We start from the raw sequence: 18015 nt of genomic DNA, 5'->3' as shown, positions 1-18015 counted from the left end.
CCCCGCCCCGGGCCCCCGGCCCGGGGCGGACCATGTTTGGGGCTTCACCCTTGGCCATGGACACCGATTGCTGTGCGGCGGTGGCCGACGTAGTTGATCGTTGTTCGTAGGTGATCGGGCTGATCTGGCCGAGGCGGGAGTACCTTCGTCGGGTGTTGTAGCGGGTCGCCCGTCGGAAGACCGCGACCGGCACAGCTGCTCGGGCAGCGTGGTGATGGTGGCGGCGACCGGGTCCTTCACGGCCTGGGCGCCGCGGCTGGCCGCCGCGGGACCGTTCCTCACCTGCGGCTCGACGCCGTAGCCGTCCATCCGGGAGATGCAGCAGCATGGTGAACCTGGTGGTTCGTTCCACGAGGGTGCCGATCGCCGAGCGGTTCAGGCCGATGGTGAGGTCGCCCTCCCAGTGCCCGGGGACTGCGCGGTCCTCGGCCTCCGCCGGCCGTTCGCTGATCATTACCTCGGATGCGACATGGCCGCCCGGACGCTGTCGGGTGCGAGCACGCGGGACGCGCAGCGCCCGCCCGGTGCGCAGGCAGGCGACCAGCTCCCGCTTGAGAGCACCACGGCCCTGGACGTAGAGCGCCTGGTAGATCGCCTCGTGCGAGATGCGCATGGACTCATCATCGGGGAAATCCAGCCGCAGCCGGTGCGCGAACTACTGCGGACTCCACGCCATTGACCACCACCGGTCCTGCCGCCGGGGTTTGTTGCGCCCTTTCCACGCGGGGGTGACCGGCCCCTCCACCGGCGTCCCGTCCGGGGCATGGATCACGCCGGCGAGCCGGTCCTGCACGTACGCACACAGCCGCTCGTCCGGGGCCAGTTTTCGCCGTCTTCGGCCGCCGGGCCCGCCGCTCTGCGTGCCACTGCGTGGTGGACGCCCGATATTCCACACGGTAGGTCCGCGTGGAAGCGTTCCGGCGGAGCTCTCGCGAGACCGTCGACGGCGGCCGGCCCAGCCGGCTCGCGATCTCACGGATTCCGACATCCTGCGCCCGCCACACGGTGATGTCCTCGCGCCCGGCGAACGACAGGTAGCGTCCTGACGCGGTCGGTGAAACGTTCGGATTCACGCCGCCGGCGTGGCGAAGCCAGCGGGTCCCGGCCGCAGGCGACACACCGCCCCCGAGGGGCGTCCCGCGTGATGGTGCAGCCCCTTGGCGATGGCTGCCCAGTACCGGACACGATCCTCACGCCACGCGACCGCCGGCCGACCTCGGCGACGGCATCTGCCACCGGTACTCACGGGCCCTGCGCTGCTGCGGACCAACACCCATCACGTCACCTCCGAGTACGAGGTGTTGCGACGATCAGTTGAATCCGCCCTTGGCGCGGGCGGTGAGTCGCTCCCAGTTGCGGTGGCCGATGTCGGCCTTCTGCTCGTCGGTGAACGGCGAGTTCTCCAGGAAGGAGCGTGCCTCGCCGTTGCTGGTGTCGACGTAGGGGAAGCCGCCGGGGCGGAAGCCGTAGGTGAAGGGGTAGTCGGTGGAGTACAGCATCCGGTCGGGGCCCATCACCTCGGCGGTCCAGCGCAGGTAGCGGGGGCTGTTGGTGCCGCTGCCGGCGACCCAGAAGTTGTTCTTGAAGTAGTCCGCCAGGGGCTGGCGCAGGCGCCCCGCTTCGCCGAAGAAGCCGGTGTGGTCGAGGTAGAACAGCGCGACCTCGCCCCAGTGTCCGGCGATCACCTGCAGCTCGGAGAACCGGTCGAAGACCCCCGAGAAGATCATGCGCAGGTACTGGACGCCGAGGTCGTAGTACCAGCCGAGCGCGGCTCCGGCCAGCACGGGCCCCATGGGCTCGGGGAGGTTGGAGTAGTAGGCGTCGATGACGGGCTGGACCGGTGTCTGCGGGTGGAAGTGCAGCGGCACGGCGAGGCGCTCGGCCATCGCGTACAGCTCGTCGTTGTCCGGGTGGTCGGCCAGCTTGTCGCCGGTACGGCCGTACAGCATGGCGCCGGGGAAGCCCAGCTCGACCACCGCGCGCTCCAGCTCGGCCGCGGCTGCGGCCGGCGACTGGGTGGGGATCGCCGCGAACGCCTGGAAACGGTCGGGCCGCGACGCGACGATCCCGGCGAGCTGGTCGTTGGCGTCGCGGGCCACCGCGACGGCGTCGGCCTCGGGAAGGTCCTGCACGCCCGGAGACGACAGGGACAGCACGGCGACGTCGATGCCCTGGTCGTCCATGTGTGCCAGCCGCTGCTCACCAACCTCGTGCAGGTTCTTCGCGATCGGGCTGTCCCCGAAGCCGCGCGAGAAGATCTGCGGCGATCCGGCCCGCTGGTACGCCTCGTAGACGGCCGGTACGACGACGGTCTCTTCCACTCCGATGATCTTCAGACGGTCGGGCATGACGCCCCCCCTCACATTGATACCAATGGAACCATTCCAACGTTACCATCGAAACTTCCAACGGCAACACCTGAACGGTAACGCTGATAGCACCTCCCTCTCCCCGGCGCTATCGCTGATCCATGCCCAGCACCTTGCCGAGCAGGGATTCGTGGGACATCACACAGAGCTCATCAGTAAGCGCGTACATCGACAACAACTTGAACCTACCCTCAACTTTGGGCTAAAGTTGAGGGCCGGTTCAAGTTATCCGCTGCGACCGTCCCACCGCCTGCGGCGGGAGGGTACGCACGCCCTCTCCCCTTTTCGGAGTTGCACCATGGCGACACTGCTGCACATCGACTCGTCCGCGTTCGCGGGCCAGGCATCCACCTCTCGGGCCGTCACCGAGGCCTTCCGCCGTACGTGGCTGGAGGAGCACCCGGGTGGCGAGGTGATCTATCGGGACCTGGCCGCCGAGCCGGTGCCGCACATCACCGCGGACGCCCACACCGCCGGGTCGCTCGACCCGGCGGAGCACACCGAGGAGCAGGCTCGGGCCTTCGCCGAGCGCCTGGCCCTGATAGCGGAGCTGGAGGCGGCCGACGCCGTGGTCATCGGCGCACCGATGTACAACTTCTCGGTGCCCTCCAGTCTCAAGGCGTGGCTGGACCAGGTGATCCTGATCGGCCGCACCGCCGGCTCGCCGGAATCAAAGGTGAAGGGCACACCGGTGACGGTGGTGACCAGCCGCGGCGGCTCCTACGCCCCCGGCACGCCCCGGGCGCCGCACGAGCACGTGCTGAACTACCTGGAGTCGGTGCTGTCGGTGATCTTCGAGATGGAGACGGCCTTCATCGTCGCGGACCTGACGCTGGCCGCGCACATCCCGGCCATGGAGCACCTGGTCCCACTCGGCGAGCAGTCGCGGGCCGACGCGTTCGAGGCCGCCGCGAAGGCGGCCCGCGCCGCGTAGTCGCGCGCGACGACGGTGTCGGTCCCGCCCGGCGGGGTCGGCCCCGTCGTCGTTCCCGGCCATGCGTGCTCAGCCGGGCAACGGGCGACTGCCGGTGCGGGCGCGCAGGCCCTCGAAGAGCAGGGCGAGAACGCGGCGGCGGCCGGCGTCGTCCCCGACGCGCACGAGATCACCGTTGACCTGGAAGAAGCGGGCGATGTCGTCCATCCGGGCATCCTCACGCATGGCTCCCTCGGCGCGGGCGCCGGAGGCCAGCTCGGTGGCGAAGGCCAGGGACCGGTCGCAGACCGCCTTGAGGGCGGGGGCGTTGGGGTAGCGGCGGGAGATCGCGTCGTTGAACGCCGGGTCGTCGGCCTGCGCCTGGCAGATAGCCTCGACGTAGGCCAGCAGCCTCTCCCACGCGCTGCCCACCGTGCTGTCCGCGATGGCCATCGCCGCGCTCACCTGCCGGTCGGCGAGTTCGTTGACGACCTGGTCCAGCAGCGCGTCGCGGCTGCCGAAGCGGTTATAGATCGTTCCGACGCTCACCCCCGCCAGCTTCGCGATCGTCTCCAGCGGCGTGTCGAGCCCGTGCGCGGAGAAGGCGTCCGCCGCGGCCTGGCGCAGCTTCTCGACGTTACGGCGGGCGTCGGCGCGCAGCGGCGGCCGCTGGGGTGCCTCGGGCACAGTGCTCACCTCTCCCTGAGTTGAGGAATCCATCATGCTGTGGGCACGTTGGGGACAGTGAAGTTGAGACTATCTTCACCTTGTGGCCCACCGCCCACTACCGCACCCGCACTGCCCCCATCAGGAAGGACGCCCCATGACCCCCGGACTTGTCGCCGGTTGTCGTTCCCATGTTTCCTCTGCCGCGGTCAGCGCCGCACCCTCAGTTGCGCCTGCTTGAGGAAAGGGTCTGTGTCATCCAAGGCGCCCCTAGCCCGACGTGAAGCTGCCGAGGCGCTCGGAGACCGTGGTCACCTCGACGGCGTGACGCTCCACGACGTTGACGTTGTGATCCGGGGCACCGGCGAGCTGCCGTAGGTGAAATGAGCAGAGGCCGGAGCTGTAGCCCAGCCGGGAGGCGGCTTCGGTCACCGTGATGGTGCCGGCTTCGGCGAGCAAGTCCACCAGCACCGTGCGGACTTCGTGCTCGCGCAGTTCTTCGCTGGAACTGGCGGCAGAAGAAGCGGCTCGCCGAGCTTGGCGTCGAGGCGGCCACCACCTCGGCCCGGGTGCCGGCGTCGAGCGGAACGAAGACCCGGGCGGCGGGGGCGCCGCGGGGTGCTGAGGCGTTCCGGCGGGGCCTGGCCGCGCCCGCCCAGTACGTCGAGCGTGAGCAGCGGACCGTCATTCCGCGTCAGCACGCCGAGCGGATCCTGGTCGAGGGCCAGGAGCACGACGTACGCCTCGGAGTATGGGTCTCGAACCAGAATGAGCCGCCGCGACAAACTGAGCGGCGAACAGCTCGCCCAGCTCGCCGCGTTGGGAGTGGACTGGGTTTGACGACACGGTGACCGCGTGAACGACGGGTCGTTGAACCGCCGTCAAGTGAAGTGCACACGAGCCCCGGGACGGCTACAGCCCCCACTCCCGGGGCTCTGTGCTGCGCCGACCGCCGGGCTCCATCGCGCGGACGCCCCGGCGGCCCGCGCAACCACCACACCCACGGCGCCCATCCCCGCGGCACCCACACACCAAGCCCCCACCCTCTTCGCGAACACCAGCGCCGCGACGCGGAGCTGACCGGACAGATCCGGGCGATCCACGCCGAGTCCGGCGGGATCTACGGCTCGCCGCGCGTGCACGCCGTCCTCAAACGGGAGGGCGCTCGGGTCGGCCGCAAGCGGGTCGAGCGATTGATGCGCGAGGCCGCCCTCGCCGGGATCAGCCCCCGACGGGGCGGCTTCACACGTCGCGACCCGAAGGCCACCCTCGCCCCGGACCTGGTCAACCGTAACTTCACCGCGCCCGCGCCGAACCGGCTGTGGGTTCACCGACCTGACGATGAGCAGGGCAGAGCGACGCAGGCGTCGGCAGCGGTGAGATGCCCGGCAAGTGCTGCCGCAGCGATCCACCTGGGCACCGGCATGTGAAGTTCCCTTTGCCCCATGGGAATCGACCGATCGCCGTGGGATATTTCGGTTATCCAAATCAGGTGCCAGGCAGCACGGGGGCGTGGATGACCAGCCGATTCAAACCACTGACTGACGACGACCCGAAGACCGTCGGCGGATACGGCTTACGCGCCCGCCTCGGAGCCGGTGGCATGGGGCGCGTCTATCTCGCCTTCACCCCCGGCGGCCGGGCCCTCGCAGTCAAGGTCGTACGGCCCGACTATGCCGAGGACGACGAGTTCCGCCGCCGGTTCCGCAAGGAGATCGACGCCGCGCAGCGCGTACAGGGCCTCTACACCGCGCCCGTCGTGGACGCGGACAGCGAGGCCAGTCTGCCCTGGCTGGCCACCGCCTATGTGCCGGGGCCCTCGTTACACCAGGCCGTCATGGAGCACGGCCCACTCCCGATGCTCACGGCGTTCCGCCTCCTCGCGGGCGTGGCCGAGGGGCTCGCGGCCATCCATGCATGCGAGCTGATCCACCGCGATCTCAAACCGGCCAACATCCTGCTCGCCGAGGACGGCCCTCGCGTCATCGACTTCGGCATCGCCCACGCCGCGGATGCCACGGCCCTCACCAGTACCCATGTGCGCATCGGTACGCCCGCGTTCATGGCGCCCGAACAGATCCGCGGCCGCTCCGCGAGCCCGGCCACCGATGTGTTCGCCCTGGGCAATCTCGCGGTGTTCGCCACGACGGGACGTACCGCCTTCGGCGAGGGCAATCCGGACGCCCTCTTCTACCGAATCATCAACGAGGAACCCGAGCTGAGTACTTGCCCCACCGAGCTCCGCGTCATCGTCGAGCAATGCCTCGCCAAGAAGCCCGGGAAGCGACCTCCCGTCGGAGAGATAGTGGATTACGCGCGCCGCCAGACCCAGGGCGAGACGATGAGCCTCGCCGGGTCCTGGCTGCCCGAGCCGGTGGTAACGTCGCTGGCCGGATACGGCACGGCCAAGTACGGGAAGACCGCCAAGACGAAAGCGGAGTCCGCCACCAAGGCGAAGCCGGCAGGGGCGACCAGCGGGGCCAAGAAGGCCAAGACCACCACCCAGCCCACGGCCAGGCCGGCTGCAGGAGGCGCCAAACCCCCAGCGAAGCAAGGAACTTCGGGAGCCTCGGCGGTTGGCTGGCTGGTCGGCATCGGGGTCATCGTGGTGCTCGTCATCGGCCCGCAGAAGGTGCTCGACTGGGTCAAGTCAGACGGCAAGCCGGCGGCGCACGCGACGCCAGCCTTGACATACCCGGCGAAGTCCCCGACCGGTACGGATGCGAACACGGGTGTGCTCCCCACCGAGACGAGGACGACCGACCCGGGCTGTGAGCGGGCACACGCGGCGATACGAAGCAACAACGTAACCTTCGACAAGGCATCCACCGCCTCATTGAGCTCCCTGGCGTCGAACCTCGACGCGGCGGCAGACGCCGCGCACGACCCCAAGGCGCGCACCGCGATCCGCGCGCTTGCCAATGACAGCCGGTCCATGAGCGACAGCTCGGCCAAATTCCAGGATGCGATCGACCAGAAGGATCCCGCTCAGTCCCAGGTCTACTCGGACGCGTTCAGTGCCGGGTTCACGCAGTGGAAGAGTGACGCGGAAACTTTCAAGTCCCAGTGCCCCTAGCTCAGCCGGATCGTGATCCAGAACATGCTCAGCGCAACGGCGCCACTGGAGAACCCCGGACAGTCCCCGACCGTCGTGGCAGCGCTGCGCGCCATCGCGGGCGGGCTGGAGACCGACGTGCTCGTGCGATTACGGCGGAAGATCGCATAAGCGGGTCGGCTCTGGCACCGCGAGGACCGCCGGCACTGAGTCATCGCCCGTCGCAGTGTCCGCGGGCCCGAATGGATGCCCTGGCGGAAGCCGTCGCCGAGCTTCACGGCGGCCGGTGCGGCGGAGAGAAGCGGGAGGCTCGCAGGAAGGTTCGGATCGGGTGCAGCCGTGCTGCCGTCCCACGCGTATAGGAGGCGACATCGCACTTCAGATGGGGGACTTCATGCACCAGAATCGCTCTGTCGGCCGGGCCCGCGGTCGGATCGGCGCCGCCGTCACGGTTTGCCTCGTCATGCTCCCCGTCGTGGGCTGCTCGGCGAGCTCCGGCGGTCACGCGACTGCGGGAGAGCCCGGCTCCCGGGCTTCCGTGGCGCCGGCGAATGCCAAGGACAGCGGCGCACCGGGCGCAGCGCCGGACGCGTCGGCGGCCTCGTCGACGCCCGAGCCCGCCGCGCTCGCCAAGGCCCAGGTGCACATAGCCGACGGGCAGACGGTCGGTGTGGGTATGCCGATATCGGTCACCTTTCCCGAGCCGGTCCCCACCGCCGACCGCAAGGCCGTGGAGAGACTGCTGCGGGTGCAGACATCGACGGGCACGACGGGCGCCTGGAGCTGGGTGAAGGGCCAGAACCTGCGGGACGGCCAACGCGTCGACTTCCGCCCCAGGACCGCCTACTGGCAGCCCGGCACCAAGGTCACGCTCCATGTCGGCTCCCAGACCACGCGCCAGTTCACCATCGGCCGGTCTCTGATCGCCTCGATCGACGTGGACGCTCACATGATGACGGTTCGCGCCGACGGCAGGACGACGCGCATCCCGGTCACCACGGGACGGCCGGGCCTGGACACCTGGAACGGCACGATGGTCGTCATGGACAAGGCGCCCAAGGTGCACATGGACTCCCGCACCGTGGGCCTCGGCGACGCGTACAACGGCGACTACTTCTGGGCCGTCCACCTGACCGCATCAGGAACGTACGTGCACCAGAATGAGCGGGCGGACACAGAGGCAGGACGCCACAACGTCACCCACGGCTGTGTCGGGCTGGCCACCGACGGGACCGCCCGCACGTTCTACGACCAGGCTCGGGTCGGCGACGTTGTCACCGTCTCCGGAGGCAAGAAGGACATCGTCGCGACCGGCAACGGTTACGGCGACTGGAACCTGACCTGGGAGCAGTGGCTGGCGCAGAGCGCCGCCGGGGAGACCGCGACCGCATGAGCCTCACCGCACCACCGCACACCCCGCGCCCAAAGCCGTAAGAGGAGAGCACGACAAGGTGACCGAGGACGAGTTCGAGGTCTTCTACACGGCTGCCTATCCGCGTCTGATCGGCCAGTTGTACGCCCTGACGGGCGACCACGCCGAGGCTCAGGACGTGGTGCAGGAGGCGTTCGTGCGAGCCTGGGACCGGCGTGCCTCGGTCCTGTCCGGCGACCAGGCTCCCGAGGCGTGGCTGCGCACGGTGGCTCATCGCCTGGCGATGAGCCGGTGGCGGCGGGCACGGCACTGGTGGGACCTGGTTCGGGGCGAGACGGCGACGCGGCTCGTGCCCGAACCAAGCCCCGATCACGTGGCGTTGTCGGAGTCGGGCGGGCGGGCTCCAGGAACTGGGCCGTCACCTTCACCGACCACAACCACCAGCAGCGGCTCCTGCTGTTCGAACTGACCGCCGCCGACCTTCCCGACGTCGGCGAGGATCACATCTTCGGTGCTGTCGGAGTCGCGCCCGCGTCGGGCAAGCCGGTGTATGACGCTGTCAGGCTCGGCGCGCAGGTGCATATCAAGGGCGGGCAGCAGTCGGAGGAGCCGCCCTCGAATTCGGCGTGCATCGACCGCCAGCCGGTCAAGGGCGGGCACTGAGCCTGCCCCGGTCCGTACGCCTGCGGGCACTCTTCACTCCAGGCCCTCCGACTGGGCGCGGACGAACGGTCGCGTGTCCGCCACGCGAGAGGCGACTCTCCCCCGCGCGTGCCGGTTGTCATGTGCCAAACGAGCCCATCGCGGCAACGGCCTGTCCTCACATACCGAGGACATGAGGGCACAGGCCGTCTCGGACACTGGGCCGTCGAGGTCCGGCTCACTCCGGTCCGATGGCCCGTTCACCGGTCTGGGAGCCAGGTCCGATTGTCAGTGGTGGGTGAGACGGTGGATCCATCGAGTTCGGAAAGAACAAGAGGGGGATTTGCCATGTCCGGAAGCCAGAACTACATCAACCACGTTGCTCTCGTGTTGGATGCCAGTTCGTCGATGTCGCACCTGAGTAGCAAGGTCGTCGAGGTCGCCGACCAGCAGATCGCGTACCTTGCCCGGCGATCGGGGGAGCTGGACCAGGAGACCCGCGTGACGGTGTACGTCTTCGCGGACAAGGTGGAGTGCGTCATCTACGACAAGGACGTGCTGCGGATGCCGTCGCTGAAGCAGCTGTACCGGGTCGGTGGGATGACGGCGCTGCTGGCGGCCGCGCTGAAATCGCAGGGAGAGCTGGCGCAGACCGCTCAACTGTACGGCGACCACAGCTTCCTGACGTTCGTCCTGACCGACGGGCAGGAGAACGCAAGCCATCGCTGCCCCGATGCACCTGCCAAGAATCCGCGTGAACTGGTGGCGGCCGTCTCCGACATGATCGCGACGCAGGACGACAACTGGACGCTGGCCGTCCTTGTGCCGGACCAGATGGGCAAGCGCGAGGCCATGCAGTGCGGGTTCCCGAAGGACAACATCGCCATCTGGGACGCCACGAGCACCCGGGGTCTGGAGGAGGCCGGGCAGGTCATCCGGCAGGCCACCGAGAACTTCATGGTGGGCCGCACCCAGGGCATCCGCGGATCGCGGGCGGTGTTCTCCACGGGCTCGGAGGCGGTCAACAAGGACACCATCAAGGCGGCCGGTCTCACCCCCGTGGACCCGTCGGAGTACCAGCTGATACCGGTGGCTCGTGACGCGGCGATCCGCGACTGGGTCATCGAATGCGGGCATGCCTACCGCACCGGTTGTGCGTTCTACCAGCTGAGCAAGACGGAGAAGATCCAGGCGCAGAAGCAGATAGCGGTGCTCGAGAAGAAGACGGACCGGGTGTACACGGGCCCCGAGGCCCGCGCCCTGCTCGGCCTGCCGAACACCGAGGCCCGCGTCAAGCCGGACCACAACGACGACTTCACCATCTTCGTGCAGAGCACCAGCGTGAACCGGAAGCTCGTGGCTCACACCCGACTCCTGCTGATGATCTGACACCCCCGGAAGCCCCGTCCCGGGAGGGGCCCGTCCGGAGGGCCAGTACATACGTGTCGTGGGGATTCCGGTTCGACCGGTAGGGATGAGCTCGCAGCGGATAGTAGGGCCGAGGCTGTTGGCTCCCCTGGCCATGCGGCGCCGACGCGCTCGGAATCGGGGGCGGGTGAGGCGGCCGCGCCGAGCTCGCGACAGGCGGCCTTGTCGCGCAGGCCGTGCCGGAGCGCGATGACGAACTCGTGCATTACGGAGACCAAGGCTCGCTTGCCGTCACGTCCGGCACGTCCCATTTCAGCGTTCCAGGCTGCTTACATTTCCCCAAGCCAAGAGCATATTCCTCGTTCCACCGTCCCAAATTGGCCCTGCTCTGTGGCGCCCGGAGCGGATCCACCCGCAAGCTGGAGATCGTCAAGTCCCCCTCCCCCGCTGCCACTTCGACCTTCCGTTGAGTCACGCCGATCTTCCGACGGCCGCACTTCGCAAGCGGGGCGGGGCGGACTTCATGTGTCCGCTCCAGGGCACCGACCTCAAGGAGAACGTTCTTGACCACTCAGCTTCGACATGGCGCCCGCCCGCGGGTGTTATTAGCCCTGATGGCGGCACTGTGCGGGATGATCGGCGCCACCATACTCGGTACGACCCCGGCGGCAGCGGCCGATCAGCGTCACGCGATCTACGCCATCGCGCACCGGGTCGACACCCTGGACGGTGTGGACGCCGCGCTCAACCATGGTGCCAACGGCATCGAGATCGACGTGTGTGCCTGGTACAACCCGAACGAATGGCGCGCCTATCACGACTGTTCCTCGGCCGGTGAGAACCGGTACGGCCCCAGCTTCGACAGCATGATCGACCGCATCGTCTCCAATGCCAAGACCGGACGCCGGCTGGCGCTGGTCTGGCTGGACATCAAGGACCCCAACTACTGCGGAGAAGCACCCAACCGCACCTGTAGCGTTGCCGGTCTGCGCGACAAGGCCCAGAGGCTGACGGCTGCCGGGATCCAGGTGCTCTACGGCTTCTACGAGTACCACGGCGGCAGCACCCCCGACGTCGGCGGCAGGGGCTGGAAGAGCCTCGAAGGCAAACTCGGCCCGCTGGAGGGCATCACGACGACCGGGACCCGCGACCAGGCTCAGGGCGCCTTCAACCGGTCCGGCTCCGGATTCCCGGCCGGTCACCGGGCAATGGACTACGGCGACAGCGACATCACCAAGGGGTTCGGCAACTGCACCGAAGCCACCTGGAACACGTGCGCGGAACTCAAGAAGGGCGCCGGGGACCGTGCCGCCGGAAAGCTCGCGGCCACGTTCTCCTGGACGACCACCTACAACGACCCCTGGTACGTCGACAAGCTGCTGGGTGACGCACATGTCGACGGCATCATCGCGGGCTACGGCGCCTTCACCGGAGTTCGCGAGTACGACAACAGCTGGCAGTGCGCCAACGCCATCAACCTCGTACGCGACTGGGTGAACCACCACAGCTCCACCCATCGCATGGCCACCAGCGGCGACCGCCTCTTCAGGTAGCGGACGCCCCGAGCCGGGCCTGTACAGCCCTGCGCACATCGGCCCGCCCAGTCCGTCGGTCCGGACCCCGGCTTCCGGGCCCCGGACCGACGGCCTCGCCTCAGCAGACAATGGGGTTTCCAGTGCGTCGACGGGCTGATGCGTCATGCGCAACTGGGCGGCGCCCCCGGACGGTCGACTTCCTGGACCGCCGGCGGGTGCAACGGCCGGGCCGCAGACCCCCGGCCAGTGTGTGCGCCCGCCGCAGTCCCTCCGGGCGCCCCCGGGCAATGACAGCCGGATTCAAAGAACGGGCGGAGGCGGGGGCCCGCTCCCCCGCCCCACTTCATCGGAACCGTCAGGCCCCGCACCGACGCCCTGTCAGACGGAACGCGCCCGCGCGGTGGACTCCAGTACGGCGGTCAGAAAGCGACGCACCGTCTCCAACTCGCCCGCCTCGAAACCCTCGGCGACGGACACCACCTCGCCGATCACCGGCCCGAAGAAGGCCGACCCGAGTTCCGTCGCCTTCTCCTCCACCTCCAGAAGCACGCGTCGCCGGTCGACTGTGTCCCTGCTGCGCCGGAGCAGTCCGAGCCGCTCCAGCCGATCCACCAACGCGGTGGTCCCGGCGGAGTTCAGGCGCAGTTGCTCGCCGAGCCAGCCGGGCGTGGCCCGGGTACCGGACCGTGCCGCGTCCAGAAGGTGGATCAGCGCCCGCACATCAGTGGGATGCAGCCCGTGGCGCGCGGCGAACTCGGCGCCGAGTCCATCGAATTCCACCGTGACCGCGCGCAGCAGGTGCACCAGCCGCATCGTGGGGCTCTGATCGTCCATTCACAACTCCTTCGGGCTCCTGCAATAATATCTCGTTGACCGAGATTATCGATCAGCGAGAGGTATGCTAGTGCCACTCTCCTCCTTCGACCTTGCCTACGACGCCCTTCGGACGCGCTGGCCCGAAACAACTGAGGAACGCGACATCGCCACGCCGTACGGGCGCAGTCGAGTCCATGTGTACGGCCCGGAGGGCGGCACTCCACTCGTGCTGCTGCCCGGCGGCTCGGCCACCGGCCTGGTGTGGTTCGCCAACGCACCGGCTCTCGGCGCGAGATACCGGGTCCACGCGGTTGATCTCCTGGGCGACGCCGGCCGCACCCAAAGAGGGGGAACACCGCTGAAGCGCGCCGACGATCTGACAGCGTGGCTGGACGCGCTGCTGGACGGACTCGGGCTCGCCCGTACGCATCTGTGCGGTCACTCCTACGGCGCCTGCCTGGCCGTCAAGTACGCGCTGCATGCGCCGCAGCGCATCGACCGTCTCGCGCTCATCGACCCCACCCAGGTCTTCGCCGGGTTCCGCCCCGGCTACCTGCTACGCGCGCTGCCCGCCCTGATCCGCCCGAGTCAAGCCCGTGCCCGTGCCTTCCTGGCCTGGGAGACGGCAGGCACCCACCCGGACGAGACCTGGCAGCGCCTCTATGCACTGGCCACCACCGTTCCCGGCCGCAAGCTCATCGTCGGCGGCCGCGCCCGAGCCGACGGCCTGCGCATGCCGGTCCTTGTCCTACTCGCGGAGCGCAGCCGCACCCACCACGCTGTCAAGGTCGCCGCCCAGGCCCACCGGACGCTCCCACAGGCCAAGGTGACACTGCTCCCGGGAACCACCCACCATTCCCTGCCGCTCACCGATCCAGGCCCCCTCAATGACCAGTTGATGGACTTCCTGGGCTGACAGCGCCCAGCGCCACGGCTGTTGGGTTGCCAGAGCAGTGATCACGAGTCCGGTCCTCCGTGCGGCAACGAATCGCGTAGACAACCGGTGAGACCGGTGAGCGAGCGCACGTCTTTCAGGACGGCGGCCGGGGGGAATCCGGCGCTCTGCGGCAGAGCCGCCACGCACACCGGCTTGCCCGCGTCCCTGATCTTCTTCACGAGCGCATCGGCGTCGGACTTCGGCAACTGGCGCTCGGCCCGCGGATCGACGTACACGGGGCTCTTCTCCAGCGCGTCGGTCACTGCGCCGGTGCCGCTCGCAGCGTGCGCGGGTCCGGATGCAAGTGCAGGTGGCGGGGATCAGAACGACGGCGAGCGCGAGCAGTAGCCCGGCCAGAGTTGGTTGCCGGGCTCGGTCCTGCGGCCCGGTGCGGCCGATGCCGCGCCCCGCATCCACTACTCCCCCATCGAGACGGCGCGCGCCGACCCTGCGGACCACACCCCATCCAACCAGCCCGCCGCCGCGCGCCGTTCACCCCCCCCCACGTCCGCGGGCACCCCATGTCTTGGATTGCGCAAGCATGCAACTATGATGCCGGGGCGAGGCCCTCACGTTCTCTTCCAGCCGGGTGGCCATCACGCAACGGCACCACTGAGGATCATGAACGGCCTGAACGGGGACACTCCATGCGATATCTGGTACGCGACCGGATGCTGGCTTTCCACGAGGAAGCGTGGGTAGAGACCGAGCACCGGGAAAAGCTGTTCAAGGTCAATCGCAAACTGCTGCGTCTGCGAACCACGTTCGACTTCGTGGACACCCATGGCAACCAGGTCGCGAGCATCGTCAAGAAGGCCCTCACACTGCATCACACCATCCTGATCAAGCAGGACGGCGAGATGGTCGGCGTGATCAGCAAGCGGGCGTTCCGTATGTTCGGGGACCGCTTCAAGATACGTTTGAACGACGGCCGCAGGCTGCGCATCACGGGCAACCTCTGGGATCGCGAGTTCGACATCCAGCACGACGGCACCACCCTGGGTCACATCTCTCGCCGCTGGTTCACCATCCGCGACGCCTACGCGGTCGACGTGATGAGCCAGCCCGACGCGACACTGCTGATCATCCTGGCCGTGTGTGTGGACCACATCATGGAGGACCGCAAGGGCGAACGCCTCACCAATATCTGACGCACGGCCATGTGACGCGCGCCCCTTCAATGGCGCCGAACCGGGGGAGAACAACCACACCATGATGGGTCATTCCCATGCCGTCAGCGGCGCGCTGCTCTTCGCGGGCGCCGCACCCTACCTGCCGCCGATGGTGCTCCACACCCATCTGGCGCCGCAGGAGATCCTCATGGGCACTGTGCTGTGCGCCGGCGCCGCCCTGCTGCCCGACCTCGACCATCACGACGGGACGATCGCCAACTTCCTCGGCCCGGTCTCCCGGCAGCTCTGCCGGTTCGTCGCCTGGATCTCGGGCGGTCACCGCCACGCCACCCACTCCCTGTTCTTCATCGCCGCCATGGTTCTCGGCAGTTGGGCCGGGATCGCCTATTTGGGGCGGCCGTTCACACTTGGCATCACCTTCTTCCTGCTCGCCCTGGCTGTGCGAGCGCTCAACCTGTGCCCACCCGGCCACGGCTTCCACGCCTGGGGCACCATCGTTGCCATGTCCGCCCTGGGCACCGCGGCGATCGCCAAGTTCATCCCCTCCACGCCCGGTTGGCTGCCCTACGCCATCGGCCTGGGCTGCCTGGCCCATCTACTCGGCGACTCCATCACCAAACGCGGCGCGCCGTGGCTGTGGCCGCTCAAGACCCGGTACGAAATCGTGCTGATCAAACGCAGCGGCAACAAGGTGGAGACCGAGATACTGACCCCGTTGATGGGCATTGCCACCATCGTGCTGCTGTGGCTGACCGTCCTTGCGCCGCACCCCCTGAGCTGAACCACCCGACCACAGCGGCGGTCAGGTGGGGCCGTCCACGGGGGACATTCTTGGTGGATCGAGCCCCGCACATGGCTGCGGGGATGGGCGCCGTGGGCGGTCAACTTCCCCCGGATCGCGGGAAGTCAGCGGCCGAGAGCCATCTGAACGATCTTGACGATCACCAGTTTCATCGCGATGAACAAATAGGTGGCAGGGCGCCCATGCCGAGCTTGCGGGCGGTGGACATGGTGGGCGTGGTCAGCGTCTCCAGCGGGGGCATCCGCCAGTTCTGCCGGCCGGCGCGGTCGATGGGATCTTCCTTGGCGGTGGTGCGACGGCGGGTGAAGGAGTACTCGGCGGCCACGATCCCGGCGATACCGAAAGAAGCGCGCCCAATTGGTCGGCGAGGCAAGGAAAGCGCACCCAGCATCCGTCTCCGCCCAGCTCTGGTCCCGAACCTACTGTGGAGTAAGGTGACCGCGTCAGCGAAGGAGGCGTCACGGCACCGTCAAATCGGTCCCCGCTGTATCTGGCCGGACTGCTCGCCGGGGCAGCGGTGGCGCACTGCGCCGTCCCGAAGCAGTTCGACTCGCTCGTACCGCGGGCTCTGCCGGGCTCTCCTCGTATGTGGACCTACACCAGCGGCGCCGTCGAGCTGGCGCTGGCGGTTGGGCTCACCGCGCCGCGGACCCGCCGTGCCGCCGCGCTGGCCACCGCGGGGTACTTCGTCGCGGTGTTCCCGGCCAACGTGCAGATGGCCGCCGACTGGTGGCACCGCCCCGCGCCTTTCAGGGCGGTCGCACTGGGGCGGTTGCCGCTGCAGGTACCGCTGGTCCGGTGGGCCCTGGGCGTGGCGAAGAACGAGGGGGGCCGGTCGTGAGCCGTCGTATCGAAGTCGGAGACACAGTCGAAGACTTCACGCTCCCCGACGAGACCGGTACCGCGCGCGCCCTCTCGGACCTGCTGGCCGACGGGCCCGTGGTGCTGTTCTTCTACCCGGCGGCGCTGACTCCCGGTTGTACTGCCCAAGCCTGCCACTTCCGCGATCTCGCGGCGGAGTTCGCCGCCGTCGGTGCACACCCCGTGGGGATCAGTGCCGACCCCGTCGACCGCCAGCAGCAGTTCGCAGAGCGCCACACCCTGGGGATGCCGCTGCTGTCCGACCCCGACGGCGTGGTGCGTGCGCGCTTCGGCGTTGCCCGGGGTTTCTCCCTCGCGCCCACCAAGCGCGTCACGTTCGTCATTGGCCGGGACCGCACGGTCATCGAGGTGATCCGCAGCGAGATCAGGATGGGCGTACACGCCGACCGTGCGCTCGCCGCGCTGCGCGCGCAGCACTGAGGGGCCGCCCCCGCTCCGGGCTGACCTACTTCGCCTTGCCACACTCAGGGCGGTGACAGCTCTGTTGTCACCCACGGATCCGCCGGTGCTCAGACCGCGCCGGGCAGCCTGACCTCCAGCATGCCTTCCTCCGTCAGCCGGGTTTCGAAGGTCGGCTGCGGTGCCGTGGCCGGGCCCCCAACGTTCCGGCCGTCCGCCAAGCGGAAGACACTGCCGTGCCACGGGCACTCGACGCACCCGTCGGCCACCTTGCCCTGGGACAGGGGACCCGCCATGTGGCTGCACCGGTCGACCAGGACGTGGAATGCGCCGTCCCGCTCCCGGACCACGAGCAGAGGGACCCCGCCCAGCATCCGCCGGACCGCCTGCCCCTCGGAGAACTCCGCGGCGCTGCCCACCGGATGCCACCCCGGCTCCACCAGGTGGTCGATCGGCTCAGTCTTGTTGGCACCCACCGCCTGCCGATAGGCCAGATGGCCCCCGATCATTCCGGCGACGCTGGCCACGGTCAGCCCGGCGAACCCCAGGAGCCGGCCGAACACCGGCTTGCCTCGGCCCCGTACCACCCAGGAGCCGGCATACAGGCCGATGGCCACGCCGTTCGACACCGCGTGCACCACTCCGGTACGCAACTGCCGCTCGGGCTGCTCCGCCCAGTCCACCCACCCCGCCCAAGCAGCCGGAACGGCGGAGACGACCCCCATACCCACCAGCAGACGCGCATTGCGCCCTGCGCCCGGCACGAGGTCGAGCACCGCCGCGGACGTCCACGCACCGATCGGCACCTGTACCAGCACGGGGTGCAGCGGATGTCCGATCGGCCGCCCCTGAAGGACAGCGCGGTACGGACCCAGGGGCAACGCACGGACAGCCCTCTGCAGCGGACCAGTGATCTTGTCCAGCTGGTTGGCGTCACCGAGCGCGTCCAGAGCCTTGAGCAGGCTCTGAGCCGTGACATCACGCCCTTCCCCGTGGCCTCGTCCCGGGGAGCCCACCCCGGCTGGCGCCGACCTCACTGACAGGAATCGCATGGGATCCGGTTAACCCGTGCGGCCTGAGCCCAAACAGCGAACCGGCCGGATCTACCCGTACACGAACCCCATCA

Annotated in this window: 18 protein-coding genes and 3 pseudogenes; 13 read left to right on the top strand and 8 right to left on the bottom strand. The window is 68.7% G+C overall.

Annotation, left to right across the window (positions count from 1 at the left end):
• Nucleotides 1-48: 48 nt before the first annotated feature.
• Together OG522_RS35460 and OG522_RS35455 are read right to left on the bottom strand one after the other, a co-directional pair.
• Nucleotides 49-1277 (bottom strand): annotated as a pseudogene (locus OG522_RS35460) (IS30 family transposase); the annotation flags it as partial.
• A gap of 33 nt (nucleotides 1278-1310) precedes the next feature.
• Nucleotides 1311-2348, bottom strand: a complete 1038-nt coding sequence (locus OG522_RS35455; protein ID WP_329467143.1) for an amidohydrolase family protein — start codon at nucleotides 2346-2348, stop codon at nucleotides 1311-1313.
• A gap of 319 nt (nucleotides 2349-2667) precedes the next feature.
• On the opposite strand from OG522_RS35455, the gene OG522_RS35450 reads away from it, so the two are divergent.
• Nucleotides 2668-3303, top strand: a complete 636-nt coding sequence (locus OG522_RS35450) for an FMN-dependent NADH-azoreductase (protein WP_329467142.1) — start codon at nucleotides 2668-2670, stop codon at nucleotides 3301-3303.
• Between the two features lie 69 nt (nucleotides 3304-3372).
• Here the strand turns inward: OG522_RS35450 and OG522_RS35445 are convergent, their stop codons facing one another.
• Together OG522_RS35445 and OG522_RS35440 are read right to left on the bottom strand one after the other, a co-directional pair.
• Complete coding sequence (locus OG522_RS35445) at nucleotides 3373-3978, bottom strand: TetR/AcrR family transcriptional regulator (RefSeq protein ID WP_329467141.1); 606 nt, start codon at nucleotides 3976-3978, stop codon at nucleotides 3373-3375.
• Between the two features lie 333 nt (nucleotides 3979-4311).
• Nucleotides 4312-4443: pseudogene (locus OG522_RS35440) on the bottom strand (winged helix-turn-helix domain-containing protein); the annotation flags it as partial.
• A 395-nt stretch (nucleotides 4444-4838) separates the two neighbouring features.
• Here OG522_RS35440 and OG522_RS41340 point away from each other — a divergent pair.
• From OG522_RS41340 to OG522_RS35405, 7 genes and pseudogenes are all read left to right on the top strand, one after another.
• A complete protein-coding gene (locus OG522_RS41340) occupies nucleotides 4839-5378 on the top strand; it encodes an IS3 family transposase (protein WP_443074793.1) in 540 nt (179 codons plus the stop codon).
• A gap of 86 nt (nucleotides 5379-5464) precedes the next feature.
• Nucleotides 5465-7024 carry a protein kinase domain-containing protein gene (locus OG522_RS35430; RefSeq protein WP_443074792.1) on the top strand — a complete coding sequence of 520 codons (1560 nt, stop codon included), beginning with the start codon at nucleotides 5465-5467 and terminating at the stop codon, nucleotides 7022-7024.
• 24 nt (nucleotides 7025-7048) lie between these two features.
• Nucleotides 7049-7174, top strand: a complete 126-nt coding sequence (locus tag OG522_RS35425) for a hypothetical protein (protein WP_329467140.1) — start codon at nucleotides 7049-7051, stop codon at nucleotides 7172-7174.
• A gap of 367 nt (nucleotides 7175-7541) precedes the next feature.
• Entirely contained in the window at nucleotides 7542-8396 is an 855-nt protein-coding gene (locus OG522_RS35420) for a L,D-transpeptidase (RefSeq protein WP_329467139.1), read from the top strand.
• A gap of 58 nt (nucleotides 8397-8454) precedes the next feature.
• A pseudogene (locus OG522_RS35415) lies at nucleotides 8455-8757 on the top strand (sigma factor); the annotation flags it as partial.
• Nucleotides 8758-9365: 608 nt separating this feature from the next.
• Nucleotides 9366-10406: a VWA domain-containing protein gene (locus tag OG522_RS35410; RefSeq protein ID WP_329467138.1), complete on the top strand. Its 1041-nt coding sequence runs from the start codon at nucleotides 9366-9368 to the stop codon at nucleotides 10404-10406.
• A gap of 611 nt (nucleotides 10407-11017) precedes the next feature.
• On the top strand, nucleotides 11018-11938 hold the full coding sequence (locus OG522_RS35405) for a phospholipase (protein WP_329467137.1): 921 nt from the start codon (nucleotides 11018-11020) through the stop codon (nucleotides 11936-11938).
• Nucleotides 11939-12298: 360 nt separating this feature from the next.
• On the opposite strand, the gene OG522_RS35400 is transcribed toward OG522_RS35405, so the two are convergent.
• On the bottom strand, nucleotides 12299-12754 hold the full coding sequence (locus OG522_RS35400) for a MarR family transcriptional regulator (RefSeq protein ID WP_329467136.1): 456 nt from the start codon (nucleotides 12752-12754) through the stop codon (nucleotides 12299-12301).
• A gap of 64 nt (nucleotides 12755-12818) precedes the next feature.
• Here OG522_RS35400 and OG522_RS35395 point away from each other — a divergent pair, with 64 nt between their 5' ends.
• The gene (locus OG522_RS35395) at nucleotides 12819-13652 is read left to right on the top strand and encodes an alpha/beta fold hydrolase (protein ID WP_329467135.1); all 834 of its coding nucleotides are present in this window, start codon (nucleotides 12819-12821) and stop codon (nucleotides 13650-13652) included.
• Between the two features lie 41 nt (nucleotides 13653-13693).
• On the opposite strand, the gene OG522_RS35390 is transcribed toward OG522_RS35395, so the two are convergent.
• On the bottom strand, nucleotides 13694-13936 hold the full coding sequence (locus tag OG522_RS35390) for a hypothetical protein (RefSeq protein ID WP_329467134.1): 243 nt from the start codon (nucleotides 13934-13936) through the stop codon (nucleotides 13694-13696).
• A 384-nt stretch (nucleotides 13937-14320) separates the two neighbouring features.
• Between OG522_RS35390 and OG522_RS35385 the strand changes: the two genes are divergently transcribed.
• Together OG522_RS35385 and OG522_RS35380 are read left to right on the top strand one after the other, a co-directional pair.
• The gene (locus OG522_RS35385; protein WP_329467133.1) at nucleotides 14321-14824 is read left to right on the top strand and encodes an LURP-one-related/scramblase family protein; all 504 of its coding nucleotides are present in this window, start codon (nucleotides 14321-14323) and stop codon (nucleotides 14822-14824) included.
• A 61-nt stretch (nucleotides 14825-14885) separates the two neighbouring features.
• Complete coding sequence (locus OG522_RS35380; RefSeq protein WP_329467132.1) at nucleotides 14886-15587, top strand: metal-dependent hydrolase; 702 nt, start codon at nucleotides 14886-14888, stop codon at nucleotides 15585-15587.
• 169 nt (nucleotides 15588-15756) lie between these two features.
• Here OG522_RS35380 and OG522_RS35375 read toward each other — a convergent pair whose 3' ends face one another.
• Nucleotides 15757-15933: a hypothetical protein gene (locus tag OG522_RS35375; RefSeq protein ID WP_329467131.1), complete on the bottom strand. Its 177-nt coding sequence runs from the start codon at nucleotides 15931-15933 to the stop codon at nucleotides 15757-15759.
• A gap of 159 nt (nucleotides 15934-16092) precedes the next feature.
• On the opposite strand from OG522_RS35375, the gene OG522_RS35370 reads away from it, so the two are divergent.
• Nucleotides 16093-16449, top strand: coding sequence for a DoxX family protein (locus OG522_RS35370; RefSeq protein ID WP_329467857.1), 357 nt, complete (start codon nucleotides 16093-16095; stop codon nucleotides 16447-16449).
• Nucleotides 16446-16910 carry a peroxiredoxin gene (locus tag OG522_RS35365; protein WP_329467130.1) on the top strand — a complete coding sequence of 155 codons (465 nt, stop codon included), beginning with the start codon at nucleotides 16446-16448 and terminating at the stop codon, nucleotides 16908-16910. The genes OG522_RS35370 and OG522_RS35365 overlap by 4 nt, the downstream gene beginning before the upstream one ends.
• An 89-nt stretch (nucleotides 16911-16999) precedes the next feature.
• On the opposite strand, the gene OG522_RS35360 is transcribed toward OG522_RS35365, so the two are convergent.
• A complete protein-coding gene (locus tag OG522_RS35360) occupies nucleotides 17000-17905 on the bottom strand; it encodes a Rieske 2Fe-2S domain-containing protein (RefSeq protein ID WP_443074859.1) in 906 nt (301 codons plus the stop codon).
• Nucleotides 17906-18015: the final 110 nt, after the last annotated feature.

Source organism: Streptomyces sp. NBC_01431 (assembly GCF_036231355.1).
GTDB lineage: Bacteria > Actinomycetota > Actinomycetes > Streptomycetales > Streptomycetaceae > Streptomyces.
Note: the sequence above shows the minus strand (reverse complement) of the source record. Positions and strands in the feature narration are given on the sequence as shown.